Genomic DNA, 14,362 nt, shown 5'->3' on the forward strand with positions numbered 1-14,362 from the left:
AGCGTCACTGCAACCGGGGATCGACGGGGAAGTCAATCGGACCTTGAACCTCAATCTTTTTGAAGTCGAGATGCGCCGGGTTCAGGAGATAATTTCGCTCGCCGGGAACAATCACACTGGGCAGGGCCAGCACGGCGGAATCACCTGCCGCCACCCATTCATCGCCCACCTTCTGGCTCGCCACGGGCGCGGGCGATTCGGCCCAGTTCGCGGGAAGATCAGCCAGCTCCAGCACCTTGACCATGGCAGCGGGGAACTTGATGTGGAACGCCACCAGCTTGAAGGATACGGCGGGATTGACGTGCACCAGATTTTCCAGGAGCGCCAGGGACTGGGAGGCACTCCCATAGACCAGCCGGATGCCCGGTGAGTTCCACCGGCCACCCGCGATCGCCGCCCCTTCACCGGTGAAGGCGGTGGCGGCGTGCCGGCGTTTGCAGATGCGCCAGGCCTCCAGCATCATGCGTACACGCCGTGCTCAATGCGGGTGAGAAGAGCCTCCACCTCCCGGGCCCCCACTTCCGTGCGGGCGTAGTCCAGCGGGATGGCCCCGCCTAGCCCCGTCTGAGGCGCATTCAGCCACTGGCGGGCGGCATCTTGGGACTCCAACACTTCAACGGCCTTGCCCATGAGCCGGGCAAAACGCACCACCCGGTCCGATTCCTCAGGATCCAACCTCCCCTGAACCTTCCGGCGGCTCAGGGTCGCCTTGGCGATGCCAAGCGTACCTGCCAGCTTGTCCAGGCTCACGCCGAGCCCTTCCTGAAGAGCAGTCAGTTCCTTGAAGGCAAGACCTTTGACGATAGACGCAATCAGCTCACCCGAGGTGGGCCAATGGGTGGCAGCCGAGGGGACCATATAGGTGGCCACGACGTCCGAGATAACCACGGGCCCCTGTTCCGGTGTCGTCCGGTATTTCACCTTGCTCGCCCCCTCTCTCATTTGAGGTTAAAAATAACCTCATTTGATTCCATTTCAAGTTTTTTTCACCAGCTTGCATCACTCAGTACTCCTTGGGTTCAATCACGTAAAGAGCCAGCGTAGCTTGAAAGGCATCGCTTATTTTCATACGCTTGATCTCATGTCCTGCCCCCCAGGAGTCGGTGAAAATGAGTTCTCCCTTCTCCGCGTTGATGCCAAGGATGAGCCGCATGTGCCCACCACCCGCTTGCAACGAGATTTGCGGCACTTCTGGATAGATCCCCAACTGCAAGGCCCACAGGAGGGGCACCCCTTTGCTGGTGTAGTCCTGGATCGACTTCTGGAACTTTGCCTGATTTACATCGATGAGACGGGTTCCCGAGGGAACTCCAAGCCCTCCGCCGCGCAGACGATAGGCCAGAGGTTTGAAGTTGACCTTGAACCTTGAGTCAATCTTTTTCAACGCCTCCTCCATGGCCATGGGGCTGGTCCCGCGGTCGGCATCACTGCCAGCAATTTGAGCCATTTCATGCTGGTCACAGGGAATGCCTAGATAGCCAAACAAGCGCTGACAGGATGCGACCACGCAGTAGCCCTTGGCCCCCTGGTCCACCATCGGAACATTGCTCACATAGGTATCTCCATTGCTCTCCCGCTTCACAAATCGCGGGAGCTCAGAGCGGCCCAGCGATGTCTTCCGGATGGTGTGCCCACTCTCCTGGAGGAACGCGGCTTTCTGGCCCGGGGCTGCAAGCTTGATACGGAGGAATTCCGGTTCGGCAGGGCCGGTCAGAGCCTCAGTGTTGTATTCCAGCGCCGCCAGTCCGCCCGGTGAATTCCACATCCAGCCACTGATCTTGATGGCGGTTTGCGCAGTGGGCTTCCGCTCCGTGGGGCGGACCGCCAGCATTTTCCCCATCGCGACACCCGCAGTCTTGTAGCGCTGCTCAAACTCCGGGCGCTTCAAGCCGCCGCTGTCACCACGGTTGTAGAGGGAGACAGAGACCTTGGCGGCCTTGCCGTCCACAAACTCTACCACCGCTTCTTCCACGGGGACCGTGCCGTTGAAGAGAGAGATGTCCACCTCCACATTGCCATAGGGTCGGCGGGTAAAGCGCACCCCCGACTTGTCTGCCGTGAGCCATTGATAATAGGGCGGCTCCTGCATCCCGCTGAGAGCGAACTTCTTCTCAACGGCATCAGCGGTCAGATTCCAGAGGTCTGGCATGCTGAGCATGGAGTCCAGATTCAGAAAGAACTGGAGCTTCCCATCCTCCCCTACGGGCATGCCGTCGTTGGAATAGAGCGCCGCCAGGCTTCCCGGGTTCACGGTGGCAGAAGCGATCGAGAACCTCAGCAAGCCACTGGAACTGGAATAATCGAGGCAGGCCACCCCGCGCTCCCCTTTCCACACCAAGCACTCCGCCTTGCTCTCCGCCACCGTCCCGAAATCCCGCTTGAGAGGAGCCGCCGGCACTCCCAAAAGGGTGCTCAACTGTTGTTCACAGGTCTGTTTCAGCGATTTCAGATCCCCGCTGGGGGAACTGCCCGGTGCATTGACGAGGATCTGAGTCCGGATCGCCTTGCCTTCGCGGAACTCCACAATGGCGCGTTCCACCGGAACCTTCTGTTCGAAAAGGCTCAAATCCACCCCCACATTCTCAAACGGACGGGGGGAGAACACGGCCAGATCCCGCGCCCCCTGGCTGCGTCCCTGCCAGTTGATGTAGGGGTTCGACCGGAAGCCCTCCGCCGGGAATTTGCCGGTCAGATTGTCTTGAGATAATTGCCAGACCTCCGGGATCACCAGCAATGGAGCCAGATCGAGTTTTAGTTGAAACTCCCGGGACGAGCCTTGGGCCGCCCCTTTTTGGGGAGCAATTCCAAGCAGGATGGCCGCCAGCAGCGGCAGGGTCATTTTCAATCCACGCATTTGATCATCTATTTACCTCACCTCCGCAGTGAAGAGCAAGCACGGATGTCTGCCCCGAACTTCCCGCCACGGGCTTTTCCTGGCACCAAAATCCACTCGGGCGGGCTTCCAGCAGGACAACGTTCATTCTCAGACGCTATCGAGCAATTTTATCGGTGCCAAGGACATCGGCATCTGGTAGAACCTCGCTGTACCACCAGCCCTGGACGACAGCTCCTTCTGGCGATTGGGCGTAATCAGGCAGGCATCCCGGCCAGATTAGGTGGAGAGGGCTGTACCGAGCCAGCCCCCTTCTCCGGAAACTCTTTCGCCCGCCTTCCCATGATCCCTCTCGTGTCCGATCCCGCAAAACGCGACATCCCAATCTCGGCCAATCCCTCGTCACACAAAGTCGAAGATCCTCGCGAAACTCAGGAGGTCCTCTGGGAACAAATGCGGGTCCGCACCGAGTCAGCGCCCGGAGGCTGGCGGGAACTTGCCCCGGAACAACGCATCAGCCGGGATGGATTTAAACCTTTGGTGGCCCGGAGCATTTCTCCAGACTCTGCCTCAATCTCAGCGTCAAAGGTCGAAACCGAGGCAGCCCTGAAGGCGGCGGAACGCTACCACATGGAGCTCAAAGACGAGTCCGCGCGGATCGAAGACATGCTCCTGCACCTCAATGATCTGGAGGGTCACCTCCACGCCCTGCATGCCAGCAATGACACGTCAGAAGAACTGAGCATCCTCATCTCTTACGTCCGGCTCGAGAAGGCTCTCGTGCAGGGTCAGGAACAGCTAGTTGCCGACATCGCCCCTGAACGCCAGGGCATCCCCGTCCTGAGCGCCAGGGCCAGAGTGGACATCACTCGCACGGCACCGCTGGTGAAGGCCCAACCATCGTCAGATGACGGCCATTCGTCCAAAGATCCCAACGACGGGAAGGAAGGCGACGAGGAATCCTTACGCGTCAAGTCCGCCACGGAGAAGAAGTAGGGGGCGACGCTGTCCAATCGACAAGACTCCACGCCGGCCTGCGATGAAGCCGGTGAGCTGCACCTGGTCTCCAGTCGATCCATTCAACAGAGCTCACGTCAGACGAGTTTGCAGCCTGTCTGGAGCGATTCCCGAGCTGGATCGATGGAAGCCATGCCACAGCAGATTTGTCTGCAAAGACTTCAGCATCCAGCTGCCCCCCGCAGGCCAACCCACAGCCCGCCCCCGCGTCACTGAAAAAGTTGGTGCAAACGGCCAGCCGTGCCATGGGAGAGGCACCGGGGGCACTGCCAACACACACCCGAAGAGGGTGGCAGCGGAGAAAGCGACCGAACTCCCGACCTATGCGAGGATTCCCTTCACAATGTTCCCTGCCACATCCGTGAGCCGGAAATCCCGGCCCTGGAAACGGTAGGTGAGCCGCTCGTGATCAATGCCCAGCAAGTGAAGCATGGTGGCATGGAAGTCATGCACCGTCACGGGATCGCGGGCGACCTCATATCCGAGGTCGTCCGTCTCTCCGTAAGTGATGCCCCCTTTGATGCCGCCGCCGGCCATCCAGAAGGTGAAGCACTCCCGGTGGTGATCGCGTCCGTAGCTCTTGCTCTTGGTGCTGAAGCTGCCTTGGGAGTAGCTGGTGCGGCCAAACTCCCCACCCCACACGACCAGCGTGTCCTTCAGCATGTCCCTCTGCTTCAGATCCTTGATGAGCGCGGCGCAGGGCTGGTCGATCTCCTTGGTGGAGACAGGGTAGTTCATGGGCAGGCCGCCGTGGTGGTCCCAGCCCGGATGGTAGAGCTGGATGAACTTGACGTTCTTCTCCGCGAGGCGGCGGGCAAGAATGCAGTTCGAGGCAAAACTCCCCGGTGTCTTCGCATCCGGACCGTACATCTGAAAGACCGATTCCGGCTCCTTGCTGAAGTCCGTGGCATCCGGCACGGAAGCCTGCATGCGGAAGGCCATCTCATACTGCTCAATGCGGGCGGTGATCTCCGCATCCGGCCGGGAGACGAACTGCCGCTCATGCATGGCCTTTAGCGTGTCCAGCATCTTGCGGGTGGCCCCGCGGGCGATCCCCTCGGGTTCGCTCAAATAAAGCACGGCGTCTTTCCCGGCGCGAAACTGCACCCCCTGGTACTGCGTGGGCAGAAAGCCCGCATCCCATAGACGGTAGCTCAGAGGCTGGTCCACCGGCCGGCGGGAGATGAGGACGATGAAGCCCGGGAGGTCACGATTGTCCGTGCCCAACCCGTACTGGAGCCAGGAGCCGATGCTGGGACGGCCCGGAAGCGGGGCTCCCGTCTGCATGAAGGTCAGCGCCGGGTCGTGGTTCACGGCCTCCGACGTCATGCTCTTGATGAAGCAGAGGTCATCCACCACTTTCGCAGTTTCAGGAAACATCTCAGAAACCCATGCGCCGCTCTGGCCGTGCTGCTTGAACTCAAAAGCAGACGGCACCAGCGGGAAAGACGTCTGGGAGCCAGCCATGCCAGGTGGGCGTTTCCCCTTCAAGTAGGAGTCCGGCAGCCCCTCCCCCTGCCGCTTCATCAGCTCAGGACGGTAGTCAAAACTGTCGAGCTGCGAGGGGCCGCCGCTCATGAAGAGGAAGATCACCCGCTTGGCCTTTGGCGCAAAGTGAGGCAGTCCGGGAAGCCCCCCCTCTGAGACAGCCGATGGCGATGGCGCAGCCCCGGCCTGCCCCTGTTGAAGCATGTCCGCCAATGCCAGTCCACCAAATCCCAGACCCATACGGCTCAGCATGTCCCGGCGGGTCAGTCCGAAAGCAGAAGTGCGCTGTTGGCAAAACATGAGTAGCGATAGGGGGGAGAAAATTAGAAACGCTGAGGCAGACGTGTGTCAGGGCTTCATGACGCACTCGTCCATGGCCAGGAGCGCCCGAGTGACCAGCGTGGTGGCAGCGACTTCGACCGCTGACAGTTTGTCATCCACGGCGGCCTCACCGTTCTTGCGGCGCAGATTGTCCGCATCCGCAGGCTGGCTGGCAAAATGTTCGCGCTGCTCTTTAAGCAGACTGGTAAGGAGCTCGACCTGCCAGTCCGCTGCATGGCGGGAAGTCAACAGCCGGTAACCCTTGCGAATCCGTCCAGCATCATCATTCGGAAACTCGCGGACCAGATTCTCCGCCAAGACACGGGCGGACTCCAGGAACTGCGGGTCATTGAACAACACGAGAGCCTGGAGCGGGTTGGCGCTACGGTCACGGCGAGTTTTGCAGAACTCCCGGGTCGGCGCGTCGAAGACGCTCATGGCCGGTGGCGGCAGGGTCCGACGCCAGAAGGTGTAAACGCTGCGACGGAAGAGGTCCGCCCCCTTGCTCTGGGTGTAGCTGTGCTGAGTGCCGGAGTCTTCCCACAGGCCCGCAGGCTGGTAGGGCATGACGGGCGGGCCGAGCAAGCGACGGTTCAGCAGACCACTGACCGCGAGGGCATTGTCACGCAACTGTTCGGCCGTGAGGCGCTGACGCGGCCCACGAGCCAGCAGCTTGTTGTCCGGATCTTCCTTCAGCATCTCCAACCGCTCCGGCAGGGAAGACTGACGATAGGTCGCGCTCATTGCGATGAGCTTGCAGAGCGCCTTGGTATCCCAGCCATTGTCCATGAACCAGAGAGCCAGCCAGTCGAGAAGTTCCGGATGGGTGGGCAGCTGCCCCTGCACCCCGAAGTCCTCACTGGTGCCCACGATGCCACGCCCCATGAACATCTGCCAGACGCGGTTGACGTACACCCGGGAGGTCAGCGGATTGCGCCGATCTACCAGCCACTTGGCCAGGCCCAGGCGGTCCCGTGAAAACTCAGACGGGAATGGGAACACGCTGGAGGGAGTGTCAGGCTCCACACGGTCTCCCTTGGCTTCGAAGTGACCACGGTTGAGCACATAAGTAGGGCGGCGTTCGCCTGGCATTTCACGCATCACCATGATCTCCCGCATGCGGTTGGAGATCTCATTCTCTTCTTCGCGCAGGGCTTTGAGTTCAGCGACCACCTTCTTTGAAGGCGCATCCGTCTCCCGCTGCCACCACTGGAACCACTCATGCAGTTGATTCAACGCCGCAGCACCGGCATCCAGACGCACCTCAACAGGTGAAAGCTCGCAGCCGTACACTTTGAAGTCATCCAACAATGCGGCGGAAAGCGTGACGTCATTGTGCCTGCCCGCAAGGGTCAGGGTGGCGATCTCCACCATGTCTTTGCCCTCGTAAGAGTCGTCGTAAACAATGTCCTTGTAGAGATTGTCACGCACGACCTCCTGGTCCACCGGCTGGCCGTTAACGTAGATACGCATGCCCGAGGCCCGGCTGGAGCCATCATAGGTCACCGCCACATGCGTCCAGAGATTGAGCGGCAAAGGCTTCGTGGACCGCACCCGCACGGCATTCCCAGGCCAAAAGTGGCAGAGGGCGAAGGAGGGCTTGGTATCCTCCAGCAGAAGCTCGTACCCCATGGAGCCTGCATCCAGCCCCGCGCGGCTGTGATGCACCACCACAGCCCGTGCGAGCGGTTTTTCCAGTTTCATCCATACTGAAAACGAGAAGGGATCCGTGCGGGAAAAATCACCGGCATTGGGGATGCTCAAGGAGTTGTCCCCCTGGAAGCGGATCGACTTCCCAACATGCCCGTCCATCAACTTCGTCTTGAGGCGCACTTTGCCCGGCTTGGACTCATCCGCACGGTTGGCCAGCACCTTGTCATCAGTGAGGGTCTCGAAGTCGAGATGAACCTGCGGCTTCACGGGTCGGATGGAGGAGTCCCGGGAGGCGATCCATTGGGCAAACCGGGCACGTGCAGACTCTTGCATGGCCTGGCGCTGCTGCTCCTTAAGGTTGATCTGCAGCTTCAACTCCGCATGACGGCGCTCATCATCGCCCTCATACACAAACATGGACGGAGCCGGAATGTTCGAGGTGTACACCGTGTACAGGCCGCATTCGTCGATGTTGTTGAGGAAGGCGGAGAGACTATAATAATCCTTGGTGCTGATCGGATCATACTTGTGATCATGACAGCGGGCGCACTCCATGGAGAGCCCGAGGAAGGCGATGCCGTTCGTGTGGACACGGTCCGCCACAATGTCCTGACGGAACTCCTCTTCATTGCTGCCCGCCTCATTGGACTGCTGGGGCAGGCGGTTGAAAGCCGTGGCCAAGTACATGTCCTGAGTTGGCGCAGGCAGCATGTCGCCCGCAGTCTGCCAGGTGACGAACTGATCGTAAGGAAGATTGTCATTGAATGCCCGGATGACCCAGTCGCGATACGGCCAGGTGAGGCAGTCGTGATCCTCATGGCGGCCGTAGGTGTCTGCAAAGCGGGAGACGTCCAACCACTCAATCGCCATCCGTTCTCCATAAGCACTGGAAGCGAGGAGACGATCCACCACCTTCTCGTAAGCGTTCGAGGCCGTATCAGCGGCAAACTTGTCCAACTCCTCCAGCGTGGGGGGCAGACCCGTCAGGTCAAAGGTCACCCTGCGGAGCCACTCCTCCCGCTCAGCCGGCTTCGCTTGGGAAATTCCAGCCGCCACCAGAGGCTGCATCACGAAAGCATCGATGGGATTTTCGATGGCGATCTCACGATTGGGAATGTCTGGGACAGGTACCGGCGTGGGCGGGATAAAAGACCAATGCCGCTCATACACGGCTCCTTCAGCGATCCAGCGTTTGAAGAGATCAATCTGGGCGGCCGTCAGCTTCTTGTTCTCCTTCGGGGGCGGCATGACCTCATCCTCATCATGGGTGAGCAGCCTTTCGATGAACAAACTTTCATCTGGCTTGCCGGGCACAATGACCTTGTTCAGAAGGGCATTTTCACGGACATCGAGGCGCAGTTTTGCCTTCCGTTGCTTCTCATCCTGTCCATGGCACTTGAGGCAGTGCTCAGCCATAACCGGCTGAATTTGAAAGTTATAGCTAACCTTCTCCGCAGCGTTGACGGGGAGCAGACCGAGTAACCCGGTCAGGAGAAGCAGAACTGATGGGCGGGGGAGCATCATGAAAACCGGTCCAAAAAATGGCGCTGGACGCTAGCCGTGTCAGGACAAAGTTCAAGCAGCAAGCCTGCCATGCCCCGACTCCGAAGCCTTCTTACACTCACCAACGTTTTTCGCATCATCCTGCTGATCATCTGCGTTCAGGCCATCGGGTATTTACGCGACGAGAAGCCCCCCTGGAAATCCGCCTGGGGACGCCACAAGGCCGAAGGCGTGGATCCCAGCTTCCGGGAGCACGTGGCCACCGGGCTCTGGTACGGAGCTGTGGCCCGCGTGGGCATCGCCGGGGCACTCCTCCTGCTCTCACTGGGCTGGCGGCGGACAATATGTCCCTCAGACGCGCCAAACCTGCTGACGGCAGCCCGGTCTGAGGTTTCGCCATCGCCTTTCGTCTTCTACAGTCTGTTGGGTGCCATCCTGGCGGGGGCCCTGGCCATGCGGGTGCCACGCATGACTCACTCCTTCTGGGGCGATGAAGCCGACGCCATGGCCACTTATGTGCACGGCATGTACAAGCCGCTGAAGAAGAAGGACCGGCAGGGTCCGGTGTACTTTGAGGGGGCCATCTGGCCGCAGACGTTCTTCAGCGCCCGGCATGGTCCGAACAACCACGTCCTCTTCAGCGCGACCAGTCGGCTCTGCCTGGAGGCCTGGCGGAAGGTCACCAATCGGAAAGACACGGAGTTTACGGAGTGGGTGGCTCGCTTGCCAAGCCTGACAGGCGGCCTTGTATCTCTGGCGGGCCTGGCCCTGCTCCTGCGACGCTGGGGCGTGCCTTGGCTCGGCCTGCTGGCCACCCTCTTCATGGCGCTCCATCCATGGCATGTCCGATACTCGGCGGAAGCGCGTGGGTATGCGCTAGCCCTGGCTTTCTACCCCTTTTTGCTGCTTGCACTTTCCCATGCCCTCGACAGGGGCCGCTGGCGCGCTTGGCTGACCTTTGGGCTGCTGGAGTTCCTGATCATGTACTCCTGGGCTGGTATGGCATATGCCATGGCCCTGCTCAATCTGACTGCGCTGGGCATGATGATTTTTCAGGTTGGCCGGGTACAGCAGGTGGTGCGGTGGATCACCGTGAACCTCGCTGCCGCCATGCTCTTCATTTCTCTGTACGCCCCCCATGTGCCGCAGATTGCCGAGGCTCATGAGCGGTTGCAATGGCTCAGAGGCCTGCCCATGGATGCCGTCTGGTTCCACAATCTGGTGGCTGAGTTCTTCACCGGCATCCCCTATCATCTCCAGATCGCCCGCAACCCCGGGGAGATCAGCTGGGAGAGCCTCCTGCAGACCTCACCTGTGCTGACCTATGCCGGCTTTGGCCTCATCATCCTGTCCTTCCTTGCTGGGTTGGTCGGATTGTGGCGATGGCACCGTCAGCGGGCCCTGCTCATTTTCAGCACCTTCGCAGCGGTGGTGCTCTGCACTGTGCATTTCAAGTTTGGGATCAAGGACGAGCTCCGCTCTTGGTATCTCATCTTCGCCCTGCCCGCCACCAGCATCACCGTCGCCTTCGGCCTGTATCTGCTGGGCAGGAGTCTCAGCCGGATCTTTCGTGCGCAGCAAGTTGCCCTCACCGCAGGCGTCACGGTGAGTCTCCTGCTCGTCGCCACAGCCTCGCTGTGGGCCATGAACTGGAGCCAGATGCACCTTCCTTTCGAGGACTACCGCGGGGTGCTCGCCGCCTCGCGCGAGCAGCACGAGAGCTTCTCTCCCAAGTCCACCTCCAACGTGCTCATGTGCTGGCTGTGGCGTTACAGTGCCGTCTATGACCCCCGCGGGGAGATTCAGGTGCGCTCCGGACCGGGCCTCCGGGCGAAGATGGAGGAAATAAAATCCCAGCAAGGCGAGCTCTACATGGTGGTGGGCTTCCGGACCCTGGCAGAGTCATCGAATGCCGAAATCATCGCCATGGTGGAGGACCCGGCGCTCTTCGAGAAGGTGCGCCTCTTCCCCTCCCGGCAATCCATTCAGATGATGGAGCTCTATCGCATGCGATGACGGGAGCCCCCCCTCTTGCGAACCGCAATCCACGGAGGCGAATGCACAACGCCTGCCTTGCAAAGGGATGGACCCGATGGCATGCTGATCTCACAAAGGTGGATTAAGACACTCCGCCTCTTCGCAAGATGATGAAGTCTGCCCGCACAGGTCTGCGGCTCTTGGCCGTCGCGACGGTTCTGGTCGCGACAGCCCTCCATCCGCATCCGCCCATCGATCACGGGTCAACTTCATGGCGCCCCATGGAACATGGCCCCATGGGACGAAACCAGATCGCGTTGACCTTCGACGCCGAAGGGAGCGACGAGGGGATGGCGGACCTGCTGTCCGCCATGCAGCAGGGCAGAGTGTCCGCCACCTTCTTTCTCACCGGCAAGTGGGCCGACGCACACCCAGCATGGGCCACCGCGATTGCGGACAGCTGTCACATCATCGGCAATCACTCGTGGGGACACAAAGATCTGGTCACGATGGAAGAATGGGAGGTGAAGCAGGAGATCGTACGCGTGGAAGACCGCTTCATCAGCCTCTACGGTTCCCAATACCGAAGGTTGTACCGGCTACCATATCCGGTGGACTCTGCGCCGTTGCATGGGCTGGTGAGAAGGCTTGGTTATCACATCGTGGGCTGGTCGATCGACAGCCTGGACGATTCCCCGCCACCGAAATCCGCCGCATTCATCGCGAGCAGGATTCTCCAGCACAGCAACGAGGACCTGGACGGGGCTATCCTTCACTTCACTGTTGGCAAGCGCGACACCATCGAAGCGTTGCCGGTCATCATCAACGCCTTGCGGGAGCGTGGATTTGAGTTCGTGACCATCGCCGACTGGCTCACCGACGCGGATAAGGATACTTCCCAACCTTAACCCGTTTGGATCTGAACATCCGCATGGGGCAGGTTCATTTAAGGAACTGAGTACTGCCACCTCCGGGTTGCGTTCCTTCCAAGCCTGGACGGCGGCGCTCATCGGTTGGGAACGCGATTCGCCACCTCTTTGCACACATACCCAGCGCTTCCATCCAAACAGGTCCTCAGTAGATCGTCGCCCGGGTGTTGAATGGATCGATCAAGACCGCCCGGTAGTTGTCCGCCGGCACCTCCGTGTCCTCTGTAGCGGGCCCATACTCGGCCACAAACACCACTGCCCACGTGCGATTTGCTGCGTTCCATTTCAGGGAGTTGGATCCGTTTGGCCGGACTTCCACCTCGATAAAGCGGTAGTTGTGCCCGATGCCTGCGGTCAGCTCAGGATCCTTGTTGGCATCGGCACTCTGAGTTCCCTTGGTCAAGGCCGCCTGGTTGAAGATGGTGGAGAACTGCTCACTCTCATTGATGATGACCCCGCTGTCCATGCGGTGGAGCTCGGTGACCGCCAGCAATTCACCTTCGTCCGTGCGACGGAGGGTTTGCCAGCTGCGCCACTTCACCTCTGTGCCAGGTTGGGAAGGGTCAGCATGTTCATAGAACCGCAGCACCACCGGGTGATTATTCTTCACGCTTTCCAGGAGCGCATTGTGGACGTCACCCGCGAGGTTGATGGCCTCGGTCTTCAGCTTCTGCGCCATCTGGCTGCCCACAGAACCCATTCCCGTGAGAGCCAGCAAAAGACCGACGATGCCGATGACAACCAGCATTTCAATGAGGGTAAAGGCCTGCCTCCTGGCGGCCCGGATAGCAAGTGGGTGCCGTTTCATAGGGTGATTCATGGGTTCGTCGAAGCCGTGGCGGGAAGGTCCGCGTCTGTGGTCCATTTGGCGGACCGCAGTTCGACCGAGGATGAAAAAATCCGGTAGGCAACCTTGTCGCCTGCCAGCATGGTTTCCAGATTCGCAAGGTCCGTTCTCAGCGTGCCTTCATAGCTGGAAGAGTTGCGGTTGGTCACCGTCCCCACAGACTGGAAGTGGGCGCGCACGTACTCCAGATACTTGGATTCATCTCCACCGCCTTCCAGGTAGTTCCCCCAGCTGGCATCATCCAGAGCGATCAGGGTCACCTCTAGCACCGGCGGCAGTTGATGACGCGAGGCCTGGATAAGCAGCGTACCATTGCGATCCGTCCCGCTGTTCGTAGGGGCGCTCAATTGGAATTCCCGGGAGTCATAAAAATAACTTGGAGCTATGTCGTAGTCACAGGCTGAGCCCACCCCCTGCGTCGGCACCCGGGGGCTGATGATGAGGGCCAGGATGTTGCGGGCCAGCACCCGGGATCCAGTGTTGATGTCGCACGTTACCGGTGGATTGACTGAGCCAATCTTCCCGTCCCGGAACCAGCTGTAGAGGCCGGCAGAAGCCGTTTGGGCTGCCAGCAGGGGCTTGAGGTCTGTGCCCTGGAGAAAGACCGGCAGCGACTCTGAAGGCTGGCGGAACTCCATGAGCGAAAAGTTCTTCCGCTCCGGGTTCCGCCCGGTCGGACCACTGTCATTCCGAAGAAACTCCGGCCTGTCTGGCAGGTCACTGCGGTACTGGACATAGAACCCCCAGCCGTTGAGCAACTCCTCCATGTTGTCATAGGCGGCGCTGGCGCTCGTGCCCCCCACCTCCTGCCCCGCAAACCCCATCGGTGCCTGAAAGAAGACGGCGTGGCCGCAGGTGTCAGTCACCGTCTGCAGCAACCCCTGCCCTCCAGAGGTCTTGTGAGACGGGCCGGTGACGAAATGCAGGTCGGAGTACCGCTGATACCGGGTGGGTGAGGTGGGGTTGTCATAGTCCCACACAGAATTCAGAGTCGCCTGGGAAAGCCGCCTCGTTATTGCCTCGAACGCCACCCTGGCTTCCCGAAACTCCTCCACCCGGTTCCTCGCCCCGGTCCAGATGACCTGGGTCTGGAATACCGTCTGCAACAGCACCCCCATGAGGAGGGCAACCACGGTCATGGACACCAGCAACTCCACCAGCGTGAAGCCACGGCTGCGGGCTCGGGATGAAAAGGAGCGGGACATCGTTCAGTCAGTCAGGGTTCAGGATGGGCCGGGCTCAATCCGGCATGGGAGCAGAAATTAGAGGGACGCGGCGGCCGGGCCGGCCACTTCTGTCTTTTCCATCCGCACCACGGTCACTGCCCGCTTCCAGACCCGGCGGGGATCACTGAAAGGGTCAGTGCGCGGGCTGTCACTGATGGCAACCATTGCCTGCCGGAGGAATCCATTGCGGGCGTTGCCCGGCAGATCCACTCCGGAGACGCTGCCCGTGGTGTCTGGAGAAACCTGCACGGTGTAGATGCTGTTCACTTCATCCACCTTCCCGCCCTGCACGGGGTCGCCGCCGGCGTCGAATTTGTAGGTGATGGCGGACGAGTTGTTCGCCCACTCGTCAAAGTCACGCATCTGAAGATCCTGGGAAATCCAGCGCAGAATGCGAGCGGTGGCCATCTGGTTCGATGAAGCACGCATCTGGTCCATGCCGGTGGGCAGCAGGGAAATCAGCAGCACGACCGTGGTGGCGGCGATGCCGACGGCAAGAACAACTTCAACCAGGCTGAAGCCCCGGCTTCGGCAGGGGCGGTGGGTGATGAGTTTCATAAGTCAGGTT

11 protein-coding genes are annotated in these 14,362 nt (G+C 60.3%); 3 read left to right on the top strand and 8 right to left on the bottom strand.

Going from position 1 to position 14,362, the window contains the following annotated elements; translation table 11 throughout:
* Positions 1-4 precede the first annotated feature (4 nt).
* The 3 genes from VSP_RS26870 to VSP_RS26880 form a co-directional block, all read right to left on the bottom strand.
* A complete protein-coding gene (locus VSP_RS26870; protein ID WP_009964636.1) occupies positions 5-463 on the bottom strand; it encodes an RES family NAD+ phosphorylase in 459 nt (152 codons plus the stop codon).
* Positions 460-942 carry a type II RES/Xre toxin-antitoxin system antitoxin gene (parS, locus tag VSP_RS26875; RefSeq protein ID WP_009964637.1) on the bottom strand — a complete coding sequence of 161 codons (483 nt, stop codon included), beginning with the start codon at positions 940-942 and terminating at the stop codon, positions 460-462. The genes VSP_RS26870 and parS overlap by 4 nt, the downstream gene beginning before the upstream one ends.
* A 61-nt stretch (positions 943-1,003) precedes the next feature.
* Complete coding sequence (locus VSP_RS26880; protein WP_009964638.1) at positions 1,004-2,839, bottom strand: hypothetical protein; 1,836 nt, start codon at positions 2,837-2,839, stop codon at positions 1,004-1,006.
* A 336-nt stretch (positions 2,840-3,175) separates the two neighbouring features.
* On the opposite strand from VSP_RS26880, the gene VSP_RS26885 reads away from it, so the two are divergent.
* The gene (locus tag VSP_RS26885; protein ID WP_009964639.1) at positions 3,176-3,829 is read left to right on the top strand and encodes a hypothetical protein; all 654 of its coding nucleotides are present in this window, start codon (positions 3,176-3,178) and stop codon (positions 3,827-3,829) included.
* A 342-nt stretch (positions 3,830-4,171) separates the two neighbouring features.
* Here the strand turns inward: VSP_RS26885 and VSP_RS26890 are convergent, their stop codons facing one another.
* Both VSP_RS26890 and VSP_RS26895 read right to left on the bottom strand, forming a co-directional pair.
* Complete coding sequence (locus VSP_RS26890) at positions 4,172-5,638, bottom strand: DUF1501 domain-containing protein (protein WP_009964640.1); 1,467 nt, start codon at positions 5,636-5,638, stop codon at positions 4,172-4,174.
* 48 nt (positions 5,639-5,686) lie between these two features.
* Complete coding sequence (locus tag VSP_RS26895) at positions 5,687-8,728, bottom strand: DUF1553 domain-containing protein (RefSeq protein ID WP_009964641.1); 3,042 nt, start codon at positions 8,726-8,728, stop codon at positions 5,687-5,689.
* 177 nt (positions 8,729-8,905) lie between these two features.
* Here VSP_RS26895 and VSP_RS26900 point away from each other — a divergent pair, with 177 nt between their 5' ends.
* Together VSP_RS26900 and VSP_RS26905 are read left to right on the top strand one after the other, a co-directional pair.
* Positions 8,906-10,831, top strand: coding sequence for a glycosyltransferase family 39 protein (locus VSP_RS26900; protein ID WP_009964643.1), 1,926 nt, complete (start codon positions 8,906-8,908; stop codon positions 10,829-10,831).
* Positions 10,832-10,959: 128 nt separating this feature from the next.
* Positions 10,960-11,700 carry a polysaccharide deacetylase family protein gene (locus VSP_RS26905; protein WP_075086585.1) on the top strand — a complete coding sequence of 247 codons (741 nt, stop codon included), beginning with the start codon at positions 10,960-10,962 and terminating at the stop codon, positions 11,698-11,700.
* Between the two features lie 166 nt (positions 11,701-11,866).
* Here VSP_RS26905 and vccD read toward each other — a convergent pair whose 3' ends face one another.
* From vccD to vccB, 3 genes are read right to left on the bottom strand one after another with little or no spacing between them, the layout of a single operon-like run.
* The gene (gene vccD, locus VSP_RS26910) at positions 11,867-12,529 is read right to left on the bottom strand and encodes a Verru_Chthon cassette protein D (RefSeq protein ID WP_044133675.1); all 663 of its coding nucleotides are present in this window, start codon (positions 12,527-12,529) and stop codon (positions 11,867-11,869) included.
* Positions 12,530-12,537: 8 nt separating this feature from the next.
* A complete protein-coding gene (gene vccC, locus VSP_RS37620) occupies positions 12,538-13,773 on the bottom strand; it encodes a Verru_Chthon cassette protein C (protein WP_009964646.1) in 1,236 nt (411 codons plus the stop codon).
* A 57-nt stretch (positions 13,774-13,830) separates the two neighbouring features.
* Positions 13,831-14,352: a Verru_Chthon cassette protein B gene (vccB, locus tag VSP_RS26920; RefSeq protein ID WP_009964649.1), complete on the bottom strand. Its 522-nt coding sequence runs from the start codon at positions 14,350-14,352 to the stop codon at positions 13,831-13,833.
* Between the last annotated feature and the right edge of the window lie 10 nt (positions 14,353-14,362).

The sequence above is a fragment of the Verrucomicrobium spinosum DSM 4136 = JCM 18804 genome, assembly GCF_000172155.1.
Taxonomy (GTDB): Bacteria; Verrucomicrobiota; Verrucomicrobiia; order Verrucomicrobiales; family Verrucomicrobiaceae; genus Verrucomicrobium; species Verrucomicrobium spinosum.

Bases quoted from the DNA above. Each gene is read 5' to 3' on its own strand.
- VSP_RS26900 (WP_009964643.1), top strand. From the start codon at position 8,906: ATGCCCCGACTCCGAAGCCTTCTTACACTCACCAACGTTTTTCGCATC.
- VSP_RS26885 (WP_009964639.1), top strand. From the start codon at position 3,176: ATGATCCCTCTCGTGTCCGATCCCGCAAAACGCGACATCCCAATCTCG.
- VSP_RS26870 (WP_009964636.1), bottom strand. From the start codon at position 463: ATGATGCTGGAGGCCTGGCGCATCTGCAAACGCCGGCACGCCGCCACC.
- vccB (WP_009964649.1), bottom strand. From the start codon at position 14,352: ATGAAACTCATCACCCACCGCCCCTGCCGAAGCCGGGGCTTCAGCCTG.
- VSP_RS26890 (WP_009964640.1), bottom strand. From the start codon at position 5,638: ATGTTTTGCCAACAGCGCACTTCTGCTTTCGGACTGACCCGCCGGGAC.
- vccD (WP_044133675.1), bottom strand. From the start codon at position 12,529: ATGAAACGGCACCCACTTGCTATCCGGGCCGCCAGGAGGCAGGCCTTT.
- parS (WP_009964637.1), bottom strand. From the start codon at position 942: ATGAGAGAGGGGGCGAGCAAGGTGAAATACCGGACGACACCGGAACAG.
- VSP_RS26880 (WP_009964638.1), bottom strand. From the start codon at position 2,839: ATGACCCTGCCGCTGCTGGCGGCCATCCTGCTTGGAATTGCTCCCCAA.
- VSP_RS26895 (WP_009964641.1), bottom strand. From the start codon at position 8,728: ATGGCTGAGCACTGCCTCAAGTGCCATGGACAGGATGAGAAGCAACGG.
- VSP_RS26905 (WP_075086585.1), top strand. From the start codon at position 10,960: ATGATGAAGTCTGCCCGCACAGGTCTGCGGCTCTTGGCCGTCGCGACG.
- vccC (WP_009964646.1), bottom strand. From the start codon at position 13,773: ATGTCCCGCTCCTTTTCATCCCGAGCCCGCAGCCGTGGCTTCACGCTG.